At 46.3% G+C, this 21,606-nt stretch carries 13 protein-coding genes and 2 pseudogenes; all 15 read left to right on the forward strand.

The window, feature by feature from the left end:
- Positions 1–89 precede the first annotated feature (89 nt).
- Complete coding sequence (locus ACT3TC_RS00335) at positions 90–1,172, forward strand: hypothetical protein (protein ID WP_444638683.1); 1,083 nt, start codon at positions 90–92, stop codon at positions 1,170–1,172.
- A gap of 20 nt (positions 1,173–1,192) precedes the next feature.
- Complete coding sequence (locus ACT3TC_RS00340) at positions 1,193–2,599, forward strand: ATP-grasp fold amidoligase family protein (protein WP_444638685.1); 1,407 nt, start codon at positions 1,193–1,195, stop codon at positions 2,597–2,599.
- Positions 2,600–3,649 carry a CapA family protein gene (locus ACT3TC_RS00345; RefSeq protein WP_444638686.1) on the forward strand — a complete coding sequence of 350 codons (1,050 nt, stop codon included), beginning with the start codon at positions 2,600–2,602 and terminating at the stop codon, positions 3,647–3,649.
- Positions 3,642–5,435, forward strand: coding sequence for a hypothetical protein (locus tag ACT3TC_RS00350; RefSeq protein ID WP_444638688.1), 1,794 nt, complete (start codon positions 3,642–3,644; stop codon positions 5,433–5,435). The genes ACT3TC_RS00345 and ACT3TC_RS00350 overlap by 8 nt, the downstream gene beginning before the upstream one ends.
- A 49-nt stretch (positions 5,436–5,484) precedes the next feature.
- A pseudogene (locus tag ACT3TC_RS00355) lies at positions 5,485–6,332 on the forward strand (DDE-type integrase/transposase/recombinase); the annotation flags it as partial.
- 71 nt (positions 6,333–6,403) lie between these two features.
- Positions 6,404–7,936 (forward strand): annotated as a pseudogene (locus ACT3TC_RS00360) (IS3 family transposase).
- Between the two features lie 54 nt (positions 7,937–7,990).
- Positions 7,991–9,412: a UDP-N-acetylmuramoyl-tripeptide--D-alanyl-D-alanine ligase gene (locus ACT3TC_RS00365; RefSeq protein WP_444638690.1), complete on the forward strand. Its 1,422-nt coding sequence runs from the start codon at positions 7,991–7,993 to the stop codon at positions 9,410–9,412.
- Entirely contained in the window at positions 9,405–10,313 is a 909-nt protein-coding gene (locus ACT3TC_RS00370) for a D-alanine--D-alanine ligase (RefSeq protein WP_444638691.1), read from the forward strand. Before ACT3TC_RS00365 ends, ACT3TC_RS00370 begins: the two co-directional genes overlap by 8 nt.
- Positions 10,314–10,315: 2 nt before the next feature.
- On the forward strand, positions 10,316–10,999 hold the full coding sequence (locus ACT3TC_RS00375) for a M15 family metallopeptidase (protein WP_444638693.1): 684 nt from the start codon (positions 10,316–10,318) through the stop codon (positions 10,997–10,999).
- 95 nt (positions 11,000–11,094) lie between these two features.
- Entirely contained in the window at positions 11,095–11,994 is a 900-nt protein-coding gene (locus ACT3TC_RS00380) for an ATP-grasp fold amidoligase family protein (RefSeq protein ID WP_444638695.1), read from the forward strand.
- Between the two features lie 30 nt (positions 11,995–12,024).
- Positions 12,025–13,392 carry an acylphosphatase gene (locus ACT3TC_RS00385; RefSeq protein ID WP_444638950.1) on the forward strand — a complete coding sequence of 456 codons (1,368 nt, stop codon included), beginning with the start codon at positions 12,025–12,027 and terminating at the stop codon, positions 13,390–13,392.
- Between the two features lie 61 nt (positions 13,393–13,453).
- Positions 13,454–15,442 carry a glycosyltransferase family 2 protein gene (locus ACT3TC_RS00390; protein ID WP_444638697.1) on the forward strand — a complete coding sequence of 663 codons (1,989 nt, stop codon included), beginning with the start codon at positions 13,454–13,456 and terminating at the stop codon, positions 15,440–15,442.
- 41 nt (positions 15,443–15,483) lie between these two features.
- Positions 15,484–16,983, forward strand: coding sequence for a glycosyltransferase family 4 protein (locus tag ACT3TC_RS00395; protein ID WP_444638699.1), 1,500 nt, complete (start codon positions 15,484–15,486; stop codon positions 16,981–16,983).
- 14 nt (positions 16,984–16,997) lie between these two features.
- Complete coding sequence (locus ACT3TC_RS00400) at positions 16,998–19,361, forward strand: glycosyltransferase family 2 protein (RefSeq protein WP_444638700.1); 2,364 nt, start codon at positions 16,998–17,000, stop codon at positions 19,359–19,361.
- Positions 19,358–21,589: a glycosyltransferase family 2 protein gene (locus ACT3TC_RS00405; RefSeq protein WP_444638702.1), complete on the forward strand. Its 2,232-nt coding sequence runs from the start codon at positions 19,358–19,360 to the stop codon at positions 21,587–21,589. Before ACT3TC_RS00400 ends, ACT3TC_RS00405 begins: the two co-directional genes overlap by 4 nt.
- Positions 21,590–21,606: the final 17 nt, after the last annotated feature.

Below are 21,606 nucleotides of genomic sequence, written 5' to 3' on the forward strand. Positions count from 1 at the left end.
TGATGGATGCAAGTCTCGAAAACTTCATAGATCTACTTGGCAAGCTGCCTAGCATTACGCGGGAAGGGTTGTTAGTGCATGCGTTGCGTATGCCCACCAGCGCCCAATCATTACTGTTACCCCGCCAGTTGGCCTATTACTACCAGCAAATACCCAATCCTGAAGCAGGTGCGGAAAACGCTAAGCCAAGTGGCTATGTATGCGGTGTAAGTGGCCGCAATCTGCTACCTGAAGTTAACTTCTGCCAGGATATTCGTGCATGGCGAGCCAGGCTAGAGCGTGCCGGGGTTAAAGTTGTAAAAGCCGCATCTTTTTCGGGTCGCTCAATACGCGATCACATTCGTTACGCGCGGAAAATTGGCTACCCTGTTGTACTCAAGCCCGTTATCCGTAACACGCTATTTGAAGAGTACATAAAAGATATTAAAAACGATGCTGAACTGGAGTTTCTTTTTAGGCAGTCTAGAGAGCTTAAAAAGCAAAAAGCCAGTGATTTATCTGCATCGCCTTATGCCATGACACGGCTTTCAGAAGACCACATAGACGAGCACGGCCGTAAGTTTCTGCCGTTAAGCGTACGTTATATGGTTGAAAAACAACAGGAAGGCGAGCAACTACGTCTTATTGTGGCATTTGGTAAAGTCGTCGCGGTACTTACCAAACCTGCAGGCGCCAAGCAGTGGCAGCAAAGCGCTGATATCCATGAAAGCTACGAAGCAGTTGGCCGAAAGGTAGCAAAAGTATTGCAGGGAATGGATTTTTTGCGGGTCGACTTAATCGTCGATAACCCTACCGAACCTGCAAACAATGACAATTATGTGGTCATCGCACTTTCTGAACACCTTAAATGCTACAAACTCATCAGCGATCATTTTGATGCCACACAAGCAATTTTAGAGCAGGTAGCAGAGTGTAAAATGCCTGACTTATCAAAGGAAGCTACGATACATGTTGAGCTTTCAGGGGTGAGTAACGGGCAGCGGTTAAAGCAGGAGCTAACCGACGTTACTAATGTATTAGCACTTGCATTAAAACTTGATGACTTAGATGAAGTGACTGGTCGAGTCCATTTCGAGCTAAGTGGGCCTACTTGGGCGCTTGCTAGCCTGACGTGGATTTATGCAAATGGCTTGGGCATAAATGAAGTGCCCACAAGTGTAACAGTTTCATAATTTTTTATTTAGGAAGTGCTATGTATAACATAATCATCAGAAAAATATTTGTCAGTGGCAAGATTCAGGGAGTTGGCTTTAGGAAATATTTAAAAAGTGAAGCCGATAAATTAAATATATCTGGATGGGCTAGAAATCTAGACGATGGTCGCGTTGAGGTTCTTGCTAAAGGCAATGAAAATAATATAGAAAGTTTTTACATTGCGGTTATGAAAGAAGCTAGTGGTTTTAAAGTTGATTCCATTGAGAGGCACGAATCGAGTCTTAAAGTAACTGACGGCTTTAAAATTCGTAAGATGCGAGCTATTAGTAATAATGGGGAGATTAAAAAATCATTATTGTTAAAATACGTCGATGAGCTTTATGAAAGCCCTCGTGCTGCAGGTTTGCGCTTGGATTTGCCTAAAGTTATTTCAGATATAATTGAAGAAAAAAGCCAACAGTTCTACAAGTACCGGATAACAAGAGAAAATCTTGATAAACAAAGAGGCTACAGTGCAAATCAATTAAACACATTGGTCTCTTTGGCGCACCCCCGCCAGATTAGCCATATTATGCTAAGGCATATTGAAAGGAGAAAACTTTCAGTAAAAAGAGCGTTATCATTTCACACAATAATGATGCAGGAGTCTGAAGAGAGACGTATTGGTTCGCCAGTACTGGGGTGGCAGCTTGATGAAAAAACAAAGGCTTATAATTTTGCTGACTCAATAGGGCTAAGACGGCCAGACTGTAATAATCAAACTTATACATTTGAGGAGATTGAGAAGCCCACAAAACCAATGGTTTTAAAGCCGGTTAAATCAACAGGCTCTAGAGGCGTTGCTTTTTTCTACTCGGAAAATGATATTGTATTGCTAAGGGATAATAAGAAATTTTTTTCCTGGGAAGAGTTTTCAGAATATACTAAAAAATATGTTTTAAAACATGAGGATAACTTTCAGGGTATACGTGATAAGTGGATGTTAGAAGAGTTGATATTAGAAGATAAGGAAAGAAAAACGCCAGGACGGGATTTAAAGTTTTTCACTTTCTACGGAAAAGTGGTATTTATTTTAGAAATAGTAAGAGGCGAAAAGGTTAGACACTGCTTTTGGTCTAGAGATGGTAAGCGCTTAGCGGACACTGGACAGTACATTGATGAAGATTGGATCGGGGAGGGCGTTTCACTTAGTAAAATAGAAAGCGTAGAGGCGGCAAGTTTAAAAATCCCTGTTCCATTTATGCGTATTGATATGCTTAAAAGTGAGGGTGATATGGTACTTGGAGAGTTCACTCCTAGGCCGGGACAGTGGGATCGATTCTCAGAAGATTATGATCGTTGGCTTGGCGAAGAGCATGTCAAAGCACGCAGCAGAATTTTGTTAGATTTGATTCAAGGCAAAAAATTTACTGAATTTTCAGAACTTATGGAAGGCAAAAAATAAATGGGTATTAAAACAATTGCTTTTGGTGGGGATACAAGTCTCGGCTATCGTTATTTTCAAAATCCTAAGTGGAGACCTGTCTTAGAACGAGTTAAAAATGACCCGATTTCATTTTTCAGTGAGGTAAAACCATCGTTAGAAGGGGTTGACCATCTCGTGGTCAATTTAGAGACAGTTATTTCCGAAACTGAAGGTATTGCAGCCCCAGGCAAGCTATATTGTGGGATTGATGATCCTGAAAATACAATAAAATGCCTTAATTATGTTGGCGCTAAAACGGTATCATTAGCAAATAATCATGCTATGGATTTTGGAGTCGAAAAGCTTTTAGAAACCATTGTCCATCTCCGATCAGCCGGTATGGAGGTTATAGGTGCTGGTACTAGCCGCAGACAGTCATTAAAACCTGCAGTAATTACAGTTAATGAGGGTTCAGACAAAAGTAGGAATGTATATGTTTTAGGAGCATTACGGGCTTCTAAAAGGTACTCTGAATATGGTTTTTTTGCAAAAGGCAATAAGGCTGGTTTGGCTAGATCAACAGCTTCAAGGATTGATGAGGCTGTTAAAAATATAAAGGAAAAAGACCCCAACGGTTTTATAATTTATTATCCGCATTGGCAGGGCTGTGATTACGGAAATGTGACTGACGCTATTGCACAGTATTGTAGAGACAGAGTTGATAATGGAGTCGATTTAATTATTGGACATGGTACGCATACCATTGGAAATATAGAGAGCTATAAAGGATCGCTTATATTTCACTCTATCGGTAATATGGTGTTCAATACTCAAGGACAGTTTTACAAAACAGGAGCGGCTTCGTTAGGAGTGATTGTTAAGCTTGATTTCTCAATGTTTAAGAGCTCTGGACTTCCAACTGTTTTTGTTTTACCTCTAAATACTAATAATAGGGAGACCTCCTTTATTACAACACCAAAGTCAGCGTCAGAACGTTTTACGTACTTTTATAAAAAAAATGATGCTTTATCTAAAAATCTTTCATTAAAAAATTCAGTAGGCGGCTGGTTGGAGATTGAAGGTGTCTGATGATATTCTAAAGGAAGTATTGAAAGTTGGAAATAAATATCCAGGTTGGAGTAATCATGTAGCAACTAACTTTATCATTGAAGAGCTTAAGTCTAGATCTATACCAGCAAAAAAGTTAGGAAGAATAGCATGCTCATATATAAATGGAGCTCCTCTTTACTATAATCAGGCATTTAGTTCTTGTTTTAATGGCGTGGCCTCAAGAGCCATAAACAATAAGCAAGCTACAAAGAATCTACTTACGAGTGTCGGTGTTAATACTGCAAAAGGTTCAGTGTTCGCTAATCATGAAGTTGATGCAGCTCGAAGCTTTGCGCTGTCATTGCCCTCTGCTGTGCTAAAACCTCTTAGTGGTGCACGTGGTAAAGGCGTATCTGTTGGTATTAAAACAGAAAAGCAGTTTGACAGTGCTTGGGAAAATGTTGTGTCTATTGGGGCAAGAAAAATCCTTATAGAAGAAGAGTTTTTTGGAGAAGAGGCTAGGTATTTAGTTGTAAGTGGAAAGTGCTTGTCAGTAACTAAGCGTGTGCCGCCATTTGTAGTTGGTGACGGTGTTAAAAATATTTCTGAATTGTTACTAGAAAAAAATGCGATTAGAAATGAAAATCCGAGCTTAAAGTCAAAGCTGATAAAAATTAACTCACATAGAGAAAGTATTTTAGAAGAGCAGGGGGTTAATATTAATGACATACCCTCAAAGGGTACGAAAATTTATATTGATTATATGTCAAGTATTTCTGCAGGTGGCGAAACGATAGAGATCACCGAGTATGTTCACCCGAATTTAAAAAAAGCAGCAGAAAATGCCGGGTCAATTTTTCCAGGCATGGACGTTATTGGCGTTGACTTAATGGCACGTAGCCACTTTGATGACACGACTAGCGATGAATATATCGTTATTGAAATAAACGCTCAACCAGGGCTTGGAAGTCATCAGTGCCCTGCTTTTGGTAATCCAAAGTGGGTAATCCCTAATATAGTTGACGCTGCCTTAGAAAGCTTAGCATGTGCTAGTTATGAAAAAGTGAATTTGACTAATGAAATGTATGCTTATGCGGCATCAGGGCTGGATTTTAAAGAAAATAAAAAAGTAAAGGAGGACTCTTTTGGGCTTTCGAATAAAACTGATAGTGGAGTAGACGGTTCAAAAAAATCACATACGCTCTCTTTTGCTTCTAAGCGGACAACTCCGAGTCTGTTAAAAAAAGCACTATCTAACCAGCTTTTTTTCAGAGATTTTTTGCTTCATAATGAGCTTCCAGTTATCACAGGTCAGGCTTTCGCATTAAAAGATATTGGTGAAATTAAATCTTATGCGGGTAGGTTGAGATCTTACTCTATATATCCATTTAATTCTGATGTTAGAATTATACCTAGCGCCAAGGGTGGAGTTTTAAGGCTTAGAGATATAATTAAACGCGAGGTAAGTGTTAAAAAAGCTGTTGCAAAAGGACTCTATGTCGATGACTTCTCAGGTGTTTTAGGAAGAGTCAGTATTCTCTCAATTCATGGATTGTCATCAGGGTTTTCCATTGATTCTTTCAGTACTGATACTGAGGTGGAGATTCTTTCCAAGATAAATAAGTTTCAAATGATCGACATGGTTAGCTTTATTCAGAAAAAAATACCTATGGCTGATCTTTTTTCTATATCTTTTATTATCTTTGAAAATGGCTCTTTTGTTCCTGATAGCCTGGATGCCAATCCTGATTTGTCGGTTTTTTTAAACGGCTTTTTTAGCTTTGGAGAGATTTTCTCTAAAGTCGGCAATCCCCGCGAAAAATAATCGTGGAGAGTAGTGAAATTTTGTAACCTGAATGAACAGGAAGTTTCACATGCGCAAACCACTCTTCACCGACAGCCAGTTCATGGCGATTCTCAAGCAGGCCGAGTCCGGTGTGCCGGCACGGCATGAGCAGTGCTTCTACAAATGGCGCGCCAAATACGGCGGCATGGTCACCTCCATGATGAAGCGCCTCAAGGAACTGGAAGACGAAAACCGTCGCCTCAAGAAGATGTACGCCGAGGAACGACTCAAATCCGAGTTACGCCATGAGGCCCTTGAGGGAAAGAGGTAAAGCCATCTCAACGCCGAGAGATGTCGAAGCATGTCGTTGAGGCAGGCCGGTGCAGTATTCGACTCGCCTGTGTGGTTTTTTGGCATTAGCGAGGCCTGCTATCGCTACCAGGCCAAGCTGAGCCATGAGAATACGGTCATCGATGATTGACTGATGCGCACCACCATCGCAACTGGGGTTTTGGAATGTGTTATCTGTACCTGCGCAATGTGACAGGCTTTGCCTAGAACCATAAGCTCATCACCGGATTTATCGGGAGCTGGAACTGAGCCTACGGTTCAAGCCTAAGATGCGCCTCGTTCGAGAAAAGCCGGAACCGCTCGCGGTTCCACAGTCACAGGGTGATTGCTGGTCCATGGATTTTATGCATGACCAACTGTCCGGTGGCAGAACGTACCGACTGTTCAACGTGATTGATGATTACAATCGGGAAGGCCTGATGATTGATGCAGATTTATCCCTGCCAGCAGAACGCGTGATACGGCCTTTAACCCAACTGATCGAGTGGCGAGGGAAGCCCAATGTCATTCGCTGTAACAACGGGCTGGAGTGAGTATATCAGCGGCAAGTTGATCAACTGGGCGAAACAGGAAAACATTGAAATATAGTATATCCCCCTCTGTCAGCCTAGTTGTCCGGCTAGTGATATTGCTTAAATCTGCGGCATGGAGCCCTTGTGCCACGTTATTCTGCAGAGCGTAAATCAGCCGTCCTGAAGAAGTTGTTACCACCCCATAATCACAGCGTGGCATCGATAGCGACAGAGGAAGGCATCTCTGATGCGACACTGTATAGTTGGTTAAAACAGTGTCGAGTAAAAGGAGTGCCTGTGTCGGGTTACACCCAAGGCGACAACGAATGGTCGCCTGACGCTAAGCTAGCCGGGGTCATCGAAACCGCCACCCTGTCAGAGGCTGCGCTTGACGCTTACTGCCGCGAAAAAGCCCTTTATCCCGAGCAAATTCAGCAGTGGAAAGCGGCTTTTCTCGAAGGCGCTAGTGTGGGCAAGAGGATCAGGAAAAAGTGGCGCGCAAGCAGCGTAAAGAAGACCGTAAGACCATCAAGCAGCTTAAAGTGGAAGTGCGGCGCAAAGACAAGGTATTGGCAGAGACGACATCATTGTTGGTGCTCTAAAAAAAGTTCGATGTCTTGTACAGCAAAGATTTCGACAGCGGCGAGGACGACTAACGCCTCTCGACGAACGTGCAAGGCTCATCGCGCTATTTAACGAAGCGGTTGTGGGTGGCGCTTCGCTGGTATTATCGATGTAAGCGAGCGCACACTAAAACGTTGGCGATCAGCGTCCACAGGCGGGGCAAGGCAGGCAGCCGCATCAGCTGACGCATGAGGAAGAGCAGACCATTTTGATCACTTTGTCATAGCCCCGAGTATCAGACTTGCCGCCGTTTCAAATCGTGCCTTTACTGGTAGACAACGGCGTCTATCTGGCCTCCGAGTCGTCGTTTTATCGTGTATTGAATAAGTATCGTCAGCATCACCATCGAGGCCGTGCGAAAGCACGCCACACAGTGTCCGCGACGACCAGTTTTACGACGACAGGGTCGAACCAGGTCTGGAGCTAGGACATTAGTTAGTGTTCTTCCGTTGTGCGCGGCCAGCACTGGTATCTCTACCTGATCATGGATATCTACAGTCGCAAAATCATCGTCTGGGAAGTCCACTAGGCGGAATCAGGTGAGTTAGCGAAACACCTGCTAGAACGCGCTTTATTGCGAGAAGGCTGCTGGCACCAGCCTCCAGTGCTGCACTCGGATAACGGTGCGCCAATACGTCTTATACGCTTAAAGCAAGGTTAACAGAGCTGGGGATGTTGGTTTCTTACAGCCGACCGAGAGCGAACAATGACAACCCTTACTCGGAAGCGTTGTTCCGCACTGTCAAATATTGCCCGGCGTGGTCCATAAAGGGCTTTGCATCGCTAAACGCGGTACGTGACTGGATGCTGGCGTTAGATCAGGCTTACAACGAACAACATCTGCACAGTGGCATTCGGTACGTGACGCCCGCTGATCGGCATCAAAGTGTCGACCGTGAACGTCTTGAGTACCGTAAAGCGGTTTATGAAAGCGCTAAGCGTCGACATCCACAGCGCTGGTCAGGTAACACCCGAAACTGGGAGATATCCGGTTCGGTATCACTCAACCCTGGCAAGTTGCAGGAAGTCGAGCGTAATAAACAGGCTGCTTAGAGACAGCTATTTGGACAACTGGGTTGAAAACCACCGATATAGTGAGGTTTAATTGTGTTTACTTTTAATGATTTTTCTGAATTAAAAGATGCGTTGGGCGATATTGCGTATCATAATTTGGATACTGATCAAAGAATTAAAGGTATTGGTTTTGATAAGAGCCTAGTTCTTGATGGTGAAGATGGTTCTTATTTTTTAGTGGTTCCTAAGGGGGTTAAGAGTTTTTTTAATGGAAGAAGGGGGGTTTTGCCAGAGGATGTTAAATCCTTGTCTTTAGATAAAGTTGTGTTTTTAATTGATAAAAATTACGATTTTAATGAACTTCCCTCTAATAATAGAATTGTTGTACCTTCTGTAGCTAAGTCAGTTGTTGACCTGTTGAATTTTAATGCAGAAAAGGAGAAATGTAAGTTAGTTGCTGTAACAGGCACCGTTGGTAAAACTTCTACAAGAAAAATAATATCGACTTTGCTTGAAAAAAATGGCTCAATTGGTCACTCAAAGTCTAATATGTCTTATGGAATTTTGAAAAGAAGTTATTTGCTTTCTGGCTTTGATTTTAAACTTTTTGAGGTGTCTGCTAACGCGCTAAATTTTTCAGAGGATATCGTTAAGTCGGATGTTGCAGTCTTGACATCGATAGGCGAGGGGCATTTTGAAAAATATGGCAACATGGAAAATATTTTTGAGATTAAATCAAGGCTACTTTCTAGCATTAAATCGGGCGGCACCGCTGTTGTAAATTGTGATATTCCTTTTTTTGAAAAAGTAAGAGGTAAGTTAGCAAGTGGTGTTAATTTAATTACTTTTGGTGAGGATAGCTTTGCTGATATTAAATTAGTGGATTACAATTCACAGAAAAGTACAGTTCTTGCTTCCATATACGGTGAGGAAGTTGGGTTTAAACTTGGTCTAGCTGGTAAGCATAATGCTATAAATGCACTTGGTGCTATTGCGGTAATGTCAGCATTGGGTTACTCATTTAAGTCTTATCGCGATGCTTTTTCAAAAATAACGCCTGTGAAAGGTCGTGGTGTTGTCCATGATTTATCATTAAATGGTAAAAGGTTTAAATTGATAGACGACTGCTATAATGCTAATCCCTTGTCTATGAAAGCTTCTATAGAGGCTTTTTCTAATTTAGACTGTACTGAGGGGAGAAAGATAATGGTGCTAGGTGATATGCTAGAACTAGGTGAGAAATCTAAGCATTATCATGATGAGCTATTAGACTCAATCAATAGTTCTGAGGTTGACAAGGTTTATTTAGTCGGAAATGCTATGGGGGATCTTTGGTCCAGGCTTAATCCAGAAGTTAGAGGTGCCGCCCTTACAAAATATACTCAAATTTTCCCTCTCCTAAGACGTGATATGAAAGATGGAGATACTGTTTTAATGAAGTCATCTAACAGCGTAGGTTTGACTAAATTAGTAAGTTCACTTGTTAAGAAATTAGGGTCTAAGAGCCATGACTAAAATTGCTGTTTTAATGGGCGGCATCTCCGCTGAAAGAGAAGTGTCTCTCAAAAGTGGTACTGCTATTCTGAATGCTTTGCTCCGTTCTGGTGTTGATGCTTTTGGCATTGATTTACAAAAAAATGCAGTACAGCAGCTACTAGATGCTGAGTTTGATGTTGCGTTTGTTGCGTTACATGGCCGCGGTGGCGAAGATGGCTGTATCCAAGGGGTTTTAGAGTGGCTTGGTAAACCCTACACCGGAAGCGGCGTTATGGCATCAGCTATTGGTATGGATAAGTATAAGACCAAACAAGTTTGGTCTATGGGAGGTTTGTATACGCCTAAAGCTACGCTTCTTCACTCTAAAGAAGAACTAGATAGAGTTTGTGGTACTTTTACCTTTCCTGTGATGGTGAAGCCAATTCATGAGGGTTCTAGCATCGGTATTGTAAAAGCAAAAGATCAAAATGAGCTGATTGAAGCTTATCAGGATGCTTTGCAATACGATAAGCTGGTAATGGTAGAAGAGTTTGTTAAAGGTAACGAATATACAGTTGCAGTAGTTTCTGGCGAGGCGCTGCCGGTAATTGGCATGGTTCCTTCCAATGACTTCTATGATTACGAAGCGAAATATCAGTCTTCAGGCACAGTTTATAACTTACCCTGCGGTCTTGAGCCTGCAACAGAAGAACGCCTCAAAGCGCTATCTAAGAAAGCCTATGAAATGATAGGCTGTGAAGGCTGGGGTCGTGTAGATGTTATTATTGATGATTCAGGTATGCCATGGTTAATTGAGATTAATACTTGCCCAGGTATGACTGAGCGTAGTTTGGTCCCTCAAGCAGCTAAGCATGCGGGTACAGATTTTGATACTTTGGTTATATCGATTCTTGAAACTGCGAGTTTAAAGGCCCTTTAATTATGAGCCAATCAACAGTTATTGACAGCACAGGGCTAGAGCAGTTTGAAAAAAATGATTCTTCAATTCGCTTTGGTCATCTGCGTTACCAAGAGGTGGCTTCTGAAAACCTTGTATGTTTAAACGATGAGTTATGGCTACATAAACATACTGCCTTCGCTTTTTTCGAAATGAGCAATGCTATGCATAAGGATGGCGTTGTACCTGTTATTATTAAGAATGGCTATCGATCTTATGAGCGCCAAACCAGAACTTTTGAATACTATCGTGTAAAAAAAGAGTTGGGTACTGCTAAAACTCTTACCAGAGTTGCTTTACCCGGTCATAGTGAACATCATACTGGATTTGCAATTGATATTCGTCTTCCAAAGCAGATAGAGGACCGGCGTTTATCTCGTTCAGACTCTTATAAGTGGCTTAAGAAGCATGCGTATCAGTATGGGTTTTATGAGTCTTATAAAAGAGATAATATCTTTGGTGTAATTTTTGAACCATGGCACTGGTGTTTTAATGGTTGTGCTGAAAGTAGAGCGATTTTTTCAACACGATCTTTGCTCTTAAAACATATTGATCCGTCAGATCAAGTGTTATTGGACATTATTCGCAGCAATGACCCAATGATAAATTATTCTGATAATCTTTTTGAAAAATTTCCCAAAATATATTCTGCATTAGCCACACATTAGTTGTAAATATTTAGGGCTGTATTTTTCTCGATTATTTAGTGGTTTAATATCGGCCCTTTTCCCCCTTCTTGTATCTATTTGCCACGGCTTTTTCGATGAGTGAGCTTGTTATTCCTTCTTTTTGTGATTTTCTTCTGAAGCCAGAACAATTGGCTTGGATACAAGCTTCCCACCCTGCTCGTAAAGGTACTTTGCCCGCGCCCCCTTCCTTTCGTTCCGCCGTAGATGCGCTAGTACGTCGCTACCAGCGTGAAGAACAACAGCCAAGAGTTACCAGTTTTGCAGAACTGGCGGGAAACCGTGGCTGGGTGGCTAGCCAGATGGGGGTGTTAGGTGTGCCCACCGCGCAGATCCTGAAAGATGACTTTTCTTTGCAGCATCTTCGGGATGTGCTACAAGGCGTTGATGCGTGTGTTATTAAACCAAAAGAAGCTCATAGCTCCCGAGGGGTGCTCTCACTTAAGCGGGTGGATGAGATTACCTTTGAATGCCTGCAGTTGCGCTGCCGTTTGCGCTTGGTAGATATCCTTGAACGGCTTTATCAGGAAATGCGCGAGCATCAGTTCCCCAACCACTGGCAGTTGGAAGAGCTATTGTTGCCGCCTTCTGGATTGCTTCGCCCGGTGGATGATTTTAAGTTTTATGCGTTTCGTGGTCGTGTGGGCTTAATCCTACAAGTAGCTCGTCAGCCCGAAGGGCAGTATTATCGTTGGTATGACCGTGATTGGCACCCTGTTGAAACAGGTAAGTATGCTGATGCAATTGACCCAGCGCTGCTACCCCCGCGCGACCCTGATGCACTATTGTACGTTGCAGAGCGGGTGTCGGCGGCGTTACCTACCCCTTTTTGCCGAGTAGATTTATATGAAGCCCGCCAAGGACCGGTGCTGGGTGAACTTACGCCGGTGCCTGGTACTTACCATGCCTTTGGTGAACAGGCCGATCTTTACCTTGGGGCGATGTTTGAGCTGGACAACGCGGCCGCTGATAAATAGCCTACAAGCCATGCCTTTAAGAGCTTGATAATGAAGAATTCTGTAGTATTGCCTAGTTATACGGGCGATGAATCCCTGAACAGTTATACCGATGAGCTAAGTAATCTCGCTCGTAGTGTCCATGAAACACATTTACTGGGGCCTTGGTTAATTGCCCGGGTAGCGGAAAGTGAAGGTGCTGAGGTGACGTGGTTTAGCCGGGCTATGTTTTTAGCTTCGCTCAACGGCGTGCAGGTGTTTTTTTGGGACGTGCGCTCTAACGAAGCTGCTGTTGGTGCCAAAATTGCTACCCATAAATTGTTTACTCACCGTTTTTTAGATAGGGGCAATGTTTCTAAACCGCGCTATAAAGTAGTGCACTCTGCTCAAGGTGCCGCTAATTTTGCTACTAAGCTTGCCAAGCCTGTCGTGGTTAAGCCGATCAAGGGCACTCGAGGTCGCGGTGTTAGTTTAGGATTGAGTGATAAGTCCGAGATTGTCGATGCTTATCACAAGGCGAAATCCTCCATTGGCGTATTGGTAGAAGAACAGGTTTCTGGTATCGAATACCGTTTTTTTGTACTGGGCGGTCAAGTGCTTTCTGTTTTGGGTAAAAAATCTGCCCATGTGGTGGGTGATGGTACGTTATCAGTAAGTGAATTGGTGGATGAGAAGAACGAACTTCGCGCCTTAAACCCCCGTTTAATGACCAGCTTGATCCCCAAAGATGAGTGGGTGGAGCAGAATCTGGCTAAACAGTCACTAACCTGGGAAAGCATACCGGTTGAAGGAGTGGAAGTAGTGCTTCGCCACGAGGCAAATATTTCGTTAGGAGCGGACTCGTTTGATGCCACCGATAGCGTTCCTGAAATAGCGAAACAGGCGGCTATCGAGGCCGTTGCAGCTATTCCTGGTTTGGATTGGGCAGGCGTCGATGTGATGGTAGATACATCGGATAAGTCTGCACCGGCCGCCTACATTATTGAGGTAAATACAGGCCCTGGGATTGGTGGCCACCATTTTCCTATGCGCGGTGCACCACGTGATTTAGCCACACCTATCTGGCGACGCGCTTATGAAAAACAGAAGGCGTTGGCCGGTACGTTTTCGATTGCACCTATTCAAGCATCGTTACCTAAGCCTTGCCAGCGCCTTGTTTCGATTGAAGGCAAAGTGCAAGGGGTGGGGTATCGTAAGTGGTTGCGTCGTGAGGCAGCAGCGCTGAATATCCAAGGATGGGTGCGCAATCGCGCTGATGGCTCAGTGCAGGCAGTATTGAAAGGCGACCTTGCTAAGGTGGAGCGTATGCTTGGTAAACTCCATTTTGGCCCGAAGGCGGCATCTGTGGCTAAGGTGTCTGTTACCTCGCATAGTCGCGCTCTCAGCTATTCGGGCTTTAGAATATTGAAAACTCGCTAACCATGCTGTTCATTAGTGTGCTTAATATGTGTTCAACTTACCCGATAACTGTTGATTAATAGTGGCCATTATTTCTTATTTGAAAGCGCTGTTACCGCTTACCAGCGCCAAAGAGCGCAGCGACATAGGTTTGTTAGCACAGCACGGTGTGTTCGAGCGGCGCTATTATCAGCAGCAAATGCCAGCCTTGCAGCGGTGGCTGTGGGTAAGGCCTGAACTGCATTTCTTGCGCTTGGGGTGGCGTGAGGGGCTAACCCCGAGCCCTCGGTTTGATGCTCAGTGGTACACCTCTCGCTATGCGGATATCGGGCGGGCTAAAGTGAACCCGCTGCTGCACTTCTTACGTTATGGCATTCATGAAGGGCGCTTGCCTTCCTTTGAAGGCCATATCAGTGATTTTCCTCTCTTCCAAGGGCAAGCGGTTTGGCTGCATCACCAGGCTTGGCATGGCCACGCGGGGGAGGCAATTCCTAAATTGCATGCGCTGGCTGCTCAGGGGCAATCGGCGGCGCTGTGGTACTTGGCAGGCTGGTATTATGGTCAATCCCGTTATGAAGAGGCGTTGACGCATTTACAAACGCTTGCGGAAGGTGATGCTGAACGGTACCAGCAGTGGATACCACAGGCGCTGCTGAAATGTTATGTACGCTTGGATAAGCAAGCTGAGCCTGAAGCGCTGCGTGATAAACAGCACGTCTCAGGCAATGGCTTGGATGAGGCGATGTTGCAACTAGCGTCGATTAATCTACCCTTGGAGCAACGGTTAGCCCCGTTAAATCAGTGGTTTGCTCGCCGTAAGCTGGTGCCGTTGCTGCCGTTAGAGTCAAAAAGTGGCTTAGGGCGATTAAAGACACGCCGAGTGAGAGCCAAGGTGCGTCGGCGTGTGCCGTTGGTATCGGTGGTGGTGCCTGCCTATAACGCTGCAAACACCATTAATGTGGCGCTGAAATCGTTATTAGCGCAGAGCTGGCCCAACCTTGAAATTATTGTAGTCGATGATGCCAGTACCGACGGCACGGCTAAACGAGTCGAGAAACGTGCGCGTCTAGAGCCCCGTCTCACGCTTATTCGGCATGAGACAAATCAGGGGGCCTACAGTGCTAGAAATACGGGTGTGAAGGCCTCTAAGGGGGCCTTTGTAACGGTGCATGATAGTGATGACTGGTCACATCCGCAAAAAATTGAACGCCAGGTATTAACACTTATGCGCCATGCTGAGGTGATGGCTACCCAGTCTTTTTGGGTGCGCGTAAATGAGCATTTGCAGCCGTTAGGCCCATGGCATCTATGTTCTGATTGGCTGGAACCCAACCCTGCTTCTGTCATGGTACGTCGTGAAGTGCTGGATACGCTGGGGCTGTGGGATGAGGTCGCGGTTGCAGCGGATAATGAGTTTGTTGAGCGGTTACAAAGGTACTATGGCGCAGAGGCACTATTTAAAGTGGCGACTGACGTGCCTTTGGCTTTTTCGTTAGTGCAAGCAGCTTCGTTGACGCAGCGCAAAATAACCCATGTGCGCACCATTCACTGTGGATTGCGGCATTTGTATCATCAAGCGGCAGCATGGTGGCGGAAGCGCCAAGTGGTGCCGGTTATGTCTAATCAAGGGCATCGGCGGCTTTTTCCCACGCCGCTTGGTAATTACCCGCACCCCTGTATTCGTTATGACATTGCTGTCGTAGTCGATGCCTCTGCGCGTAACCCAGAGCTTTTACAGCTATTGAATACGCTGTTACGACTGTGCCAAGCAGGCTACCGCATTGTGGTTTGCCCTTGGAGCAAGCCTGATGACTTTAATACGCGCTGGTTAGCGGATGAGATGTGGGAACTTTGCCACGAGGAAGATATTGCGGTTGCTCATGGCGGCATCAAATTACACTGCGGTGAAATACGTGTGCAATCGCTTGCTCCTTCGGTTAGCTGGCCTGATAGTGTGCCGCAGCTAACCACACAGGAAGGTGTGCGTGATTTGGCAGGTAAACCATTGCCGACCTTGCAAACCGAAGAACTAATAGCCTACTTGGCGGGTGGTGGCCGAGTGGTGCTATGAGAGCGTGGCGGGTGGTGAGAAGCTTGGGATGGGCACAACATATGAAGGGGTGGCGACTGCATAGCTGGCGCTACCCTTTTTTATGTTGGGCAGTCGCCCGTCTGTTTAATAAGCAATGGTACTTACAGAATAATCCTGATGTGGCGGCGGAAGGGGGAAATGCTTTCGCCCATGGCTTGTTATATGGCTTGGCAGAAGGTCGTGAGCTTTCGCCGCATATCAGCATCAGTGGTTATGGCTATCGTTATTGCGGACATCCTTCGTGGAAGCCTTCCCAAGCCGTTATACATTACTGGTGGTGGGGGCGTTGGAGGGGGTTAAGCCCATTACCCCGTTTCGCGGGTACCGACACACTGATGAGCCGCCGCAGTCAGCTTTGTTTAGCGGTATTTGCTCATAGTGTGGGCACTCGGTTATATGGTGCCGAGCGTAGCTTGTTGGATGTGCTTTCCACTCTGAAATCGCTGGGTGTTGCCACCGTAGTGGTCGTGCCAAATGTTAGCAACCCAAGCTACCTGGATGCGTTGCGCCACGTTAGCCGTTCGGTGTATGTCGTGCCGTATGGCTGGTGGCGAGAAGGAGAAGCAGACCATCCTGTAACACTTGCGTCAATTCAGTCATTGCTTGAAGCGAGCCATGCAAACGCTGTGTATGTAAATACGCTAACACTTCAGGCGCCAGCGGTAGTCGCCAGACGCTTAGGCTTGCCTGTGTTGACGCACGTCCGCGAGCTACCTGTGTATGATCATGGTCTTTGCCATGCACTAAACAGCTCGGCGCAGGGGGTTGTAGCTCATGCAGTTACCCATTCTGATCTTTTGGTTGTGAATTCTCAGTGCACGGCTAATGCGTTTCAATATACAGGTGCGCCAGTCGCTATTGTGCCAAATACGATAGATATGTCTGGTTGGCAGGCGGTTCCAGTCTTACAACCTGATAGACAGCGGCCACTTCGGATTGGGCTGCTGGGCAGCTTGATCCATAAAAAAGGGTTGGAAGATTTTGTCGCGCTTGCCGATAGCTTGGTGCGTAAAGACGTTGCGGCAGAGTGTTATTTGTACGGGGAAAACACGCCAGATTTAGACGCTTTACTCGATCAGCGGCGTAAAGTGGATAAGGCGTCGGGTAACAAAGGCAGCGTGTTTCACAAAGGGTATGTGCAAGACCCAAAGGATGCGCTGTCAAATCTCGATGTTGTGGTGAACCTCTCCCATTTCCAGGAGTCTTTTGGCCGTACTGTATTGGAAGCGATGGCGGCCGCAAGGCCAGTCGTGGCCTACGATTGGGGCGCGCTACCTGAACTGGTAGTACATGGAGAAACGGGTTTTTTAGCCCCCTTGGGGGATGTGCAACGGGTAGCACACTGGATTGAAGTATTGGCCAATAACCCTGCGTTGCTTGCCTCTATGGGGCGTGCTGGTCGCCAGCGTGCTGATGCTTTATTTGGTACCAAAGCTCATCAAGCAGCAATGGCGCACGCATTAAGCCGCCTATTTCCTACTGTTGTCACGGAAGTCAATCAAACGAATGGTAGTAGATGAGGAGTGAGTTGGGGTTGGGAACTATTTTAACGCCGGAGGAGTTGCCCCGATTAGGTGTCGCGGCAGTCATTAAAAATGAACTGGATGCATTGCAAGAGTGGGTTGCCTTCCATTTAGCTGTCGGCGTCGAGCATTTTATTATCGCAGACGCAGGTAGTAGCGATGGCTCTTATGCGTATTTATGCGAACTTTCACGCCTTGGTTTAGTGACATTAGTGCATCGTCGTCCATCAAAAGTGGACGATGCGTCAAGTACGGCTTTTGCTTACCAGTCTCTGTTAGCCGCTTGCCCTACGATGCTAGATATCGTTGCCTTCATTAATGTGGACGAGTTTTTATTACCGCTAGAGGAAGAGAGTACTCAGGAGAATTCAGAAACCAGTACAAAATGCTCTACTGATAGCATGGTGCACCCTGACAAGTTGCGTACTTGGCTTAGGGATATATTCAGCGATCCCGCGGTGAGCGCTTTGGCGCTTAATTCTGCTTGTTTTGGGTCTTCTGGAGAGCGCTTTCGTGGTGATGGCTTGGTGATTGAGCGTTTCACTCAACGCTCTTCTCGTACCTTTCGTTACAATCGACTCTACAAAAGCATAGTTAGGCCTTCGCGGGTGCAGCACTTTGATAATGAACACCATGCGACGTTAAACACGGGGCATTACGTTAATAGTAAGGGGGCTCCGTTACAATGGGTTGAAGGGCGTCCTGGTGTCAGTCGTCGAGTATGCTGGCAAGGGGCGCGTATTAACCATTATGCAGTTAAGTCAGTGGAAGAGTTTGTGCGAGGCCAGGTATTGCAGCGCACTAGTAACACATTCACAGCCATGCAAGGTGATGATTACTTCGCCCGTTTTGATCGGAATGCTCGCGAGTGTTATGCCGCCCAGGCATGGGACAGCCATGTCTACCTAAAGGCACTGTCGCTACCCAGCACAAGCACCTTTGCGGTGCCTGTTAATGCACCTCGGCAATCTCGGTGGCGTGAAATACTGGCGGCTTCCTTATCGTGGTGGAAGCGGGCACGTTATGCGTTTGTGCACGCTCATGCTGTACCGCTGCAGCTTCCCATTACTGGCTGGAAACGAACGTGGCCCCAACAATCGCGGGTGCTGCTTACCCAGCGAGGGGTGCTGCTCCAGGCTAGCGTGAGTGCTGCCGGTTTATCATCTGTTAATAGCAATGTGAAGCTTGCCTGTCGTTGGCACGAGGGCGTCGAATGCGTGTTTCCTGCTACTCGCTTTGAATTTACTGATGGCGACAGTACAAGCGGTACTGTTCATTTCCGTGTTGAGCTGCCGGTTCGGGCCGGCAATGTAACGTTATCTGCTGTGCTAACCACTGAAGCAGGCGAGCAGCGTATACCGCTAGAGCGTTTAACGCTGATGCCTGATGCTTCAGCGCAGGAGCTTCAGGCCAGTGCTCTGATTGGCCGACAGGGCTGGCTGTTTCTCGATCAGGATACTAACGCAAGCCTGTACCAGCACCTTGGCTATATATCGTTACGTCAAGAAGCTATCGATAATTGGGTTACCTATGCAGAGCAACTCACGACGCTTTCTGGTCAGGTAAACGCGAACGTTTTGATGGTGGTTGCACCGAACAAAGAGAGGGTGATGCACGCTTATCACCCTTACCCAATGGGAGCCGTTACGCCGGTTGACCAGGTTGTTGAAGCGTTGCCGGATGATTTTTGTCTGTATCCTGAAGCGCTGTTGAAACAAATGGGTGATGACGCTTACCACATGACGGATACCCATTGGACGCAGCAGGGTGCTATGCACGTGGCCTGCGAGGCGGTAAGTAGATTAGGGTTGGCGGCACGTGAAGATGCCAAGCGTTGGTTTGCTGAGGATCAGTATAAAGTTGTGCGGGTGCGTGGAGATTTGGGGAGCAAGTTAAATCCCGTGCGCATGGCTGCAACTCCGCGCTTAAGCTCATTTGACCATCAGGAACATAAACGCTACGACAATGGCCTGCCCAACTTTGGGCGTGTCATTGTGTGGGAAAATAGCGATGCGTTTCTTGATCAGTGTTGCTTGGTGATGGGAGCTTCTTCAAGCTATATGATGTTTCCGTTTTTAGTACGAATATTCCGGCGCGTGGTTTTTGTGCATAGCGCTGGCAATATTGATGCATCGCTTGTTCAAGCCGTCTCAACTCAAACGGTGTTGGTGCAGACTAACGCACGTTTCATGGTGAGGGCGCCACAATTAACGTGGTCGTTGCACGATACCATTCTTGAAAAAACAGAAGGCGTAAGCATGGAAGAACACACCGCTGCGTTTGCTCAACGTATGCCCGCTGACCAAGCTGCCTTAGCGGACTGGGGATTAGCTAAATGGAATGATTGTCTTCCGGAAGGGTGGTTTAGCGCGTGACGATAACAGCCAGTATGCAAGTGGTGCTGGGCAAGCTGTCATTTCAGCAAGTGCTTGAGCCTAAAGATAACGTGGTATGGGATGCCTTTCACCATCGCTGGGAAGCGTTAGACGAGTCGATGGAGTTTATCACTCAGCGCAATATCTATTTACCCGGCTGGTATATGATTGAGCTGCTGGTAGACCGCTCGGTCACCTCGGTAGCGGCTAGCTTTCGCTTTGAAGCAGGCAAGCACACTTTCAATATCGATATGCCGCTACGCGTAGGCAAATTGAGTAAGCGGCTGGTGTATGCGCCCTGGGGCGTAAAGCGTATCGCTTTCAGGCCAATGAATGCGAAGGGGCATTTTTCGATACTGCATTTTCGTCTTGTATGGGTAACGCCCGCGTTTGCGCGTGATCGTTTATTACAGCGCTTAATCAATATCCATCAGGATTATCGCGATATTACCCAGCAAGCTGCATCTGCCATTGTCCGTGAGCGTGCTCGTGAGCGAGGCGAATCATGGCGTAGAACGGCTATTCGCGAGTATGAATCCACCTATATCAGCTTATGTTCGCGGCGTAACTATCGACTTTGGGTGCGTCAGTTTGAAGAGACACCTGATCCTGCGAAGATGAGGGCGGACATTCAGGCGCGTCAGGCCGTCGTTGAGTCAGCAGGTGTGTACTATTTTTATATTCCTGTCGCGGATGCTGATACTACGGACGCTCTTGCTACTACGCTTTCAAGCCTTCAAGATCAATCGTTGGGTAATTGGAAAGCAGTCTTGTTGCCTGCAGAAGAGTGTTCGGCGGACATTCGGCAGCACATCGAAACATGTGTTGCGCAAGATCCACGTATCACGCTGTCAGTGTTGCAAGACGAGCCCCAGCAAACGGTACTTTCTGCAACGGTGTGGGTGTCTATCCTGTGCCCTGGCGACCGGCTTGCAGCCCATGCGCTTTACTCGTTGGCGGACAGTGCGGGCGCTGAATTAATTTACAGTGATGAAGATGAAGTAGGCGCGGATGGAATGCGTCACTCGCCGCTTTTCAAACCCCAATGGAACCCGGATTTACTCCTTTCTCAGCCGTATATTGGCTGCGCAGTATGGGTTCGCGGCGATAAGCTACCAGGACTAATGCCTGCCGGTGGCTTATCAAATTCTACCGCTGTGGGGAATTGGCAGGCTAAGCTGGCACTTAATGCATTGGCGATGGGGGCTGAAACCGAGGCTGTGAACGTTAAGCGCATAAGCCGGATACTGTTCCATCGAGCGTCCCCATTCACGTTGTCGCCAGCTGACGATTATGCTTCGCTAGTGCGCCTTAGCCTCCAGGAAATGCAGTGCTCTGCTCAGGTGGTTCCTGGGCGTGTGGTTAATTCTGCGCGGGTCAAGTGGCCCGTACCCTCACCGCAGCCTCTGGTGAGTTTGTTGGTGCCAACCCGTGATGGTGTCGAAATACTTAAGCCGTGCGTGGATGCTATCTTGGAGCGGACCGACTATAGGCACTTTGAATTACTGATTCTGGATAACCAGTCCAGTTGTGCCAACACATTGGCTTATATGGAAGAAGTAGAGCGGCGTGATGCGCGGGTGAAGGTGCTTCGTTGGAATCACGAGTTTAATTATTCTGCGGTTAATAACTTTGGTGCTAAGCATTCAAGTGGCGACATCATCGGTCTGATTAATAATGATGTTGAACCTATCGATGGTGAATGGTTGACAGAGATGGTTAGCCAAGCATCCCGGCCAGAAATAGGCTGTGTAGGAGCAAAGCTTTACTACCCCAATGGGACCGTCCAGCATGGTGGGGTTGTGTTAGGAATAGGTGGCGTTGCTGGGCATGCACATCGTTTTTTTCAGCATAACGAAGAAGGTTATACTGGGCGATTGCAACTTATTCAGAATTTAACAGCAGTAACAGCGGCATGCTTATTACTTCGTCGTGATGTGTTTGAGAAAGTTGGTGGCCTAAATGAACCAGATTTAGCAGTCGCTTATAATGATGTGGATCTATGTCTAAAGGTTCATAGGCTTGGACTGAGAAACCTTTGGACACCATATGCTGAACTTTACCATCACGAGTCCATTTCTCGTGGAGCAGATAACACACCTAAAAAGCGGGCTCGTGCATTAAAAGAAGCACGTTATATGCGTAAGCAATGGGGCAGTTTGCTAGATGAAGACCCAGCCTATAATCCTAACCTTACGTTAGCGCACGAAGATTTCTCGTTAAGGTAAAAGGTCTTGAGGATTTC

It is taken from the genome of Halomonas sp. AOP27-A1-41, assembly GCF_052378605.1.
Taxonomy (GTDB): Bacteria; Pseudomonadota; Gammaproteobacteria; order Pseudomonadales; family Halomonadaceae; genus Vreelandella; species Vreelandella citrativorans.

Excerpts from the sequence above, each read along its gene's own strand:
- ACT3TC_RS00335 (WP_444638683.1), top strand. The coding sequence starts at position 90 with ATGCCCACCAGCGCCCAATCATTACTGTTACCCCGCCAGTTGGCCTAT.
- ACT3TC_RS00340 (WP_444638685.1), top strand. The coding sequence starts at position 1,193 with ATGTATAACATAATCATCAGAAAAATATTTGTCAGTGGCAAGATTCAG.
- ACT3TC_RS00345 (WP_444638686.1), top strand. The coding sequence starts at position 2,600 with ATGGGTATTAAAACAATTGCTTTTGGTGGGGATACAAGTCTCGGCTAT.
- ACT3TC_RS00370 (WP_444638691.1), top strand. The coding sequence starts at position 9,405 with ATGACTAAAATTGCTGTTTTAATGGGCGGCATCTCCGCTGAAAGAGAA.
- ACT3TC_RS00375 (WP_444638693.1), top strand. The coding sequence starts at position 10,316 with ATGAGCCAATCAACAGTTATTGACAGCACAGGGCTAGAGCAGTTTGAA.
- ACT3TC_RS00380 (WP_444638695.1), top strand. The coding sequence starts at position 11,095 with ATGAGTGAGCTTGTTATTCCTTCTTTTTGTGATTTTCTTCTGAAGCCA.
- ACT3TC_RS00385 (WP_444638950.1), top strand. The coding sequence starts at position 12,025 with ATGAAGAATTCTGTAGTATTGCCTAGTTATACGGGCGATGAATCCCTG.
- ACT3TC_RS00395 (WP_444638699.1), top strand. The coding sequence starts at position 15,484 with ATGAAGGGGTGGCGACTGCATAGCTGGCGCTACCCTTTTTTATGTTGG.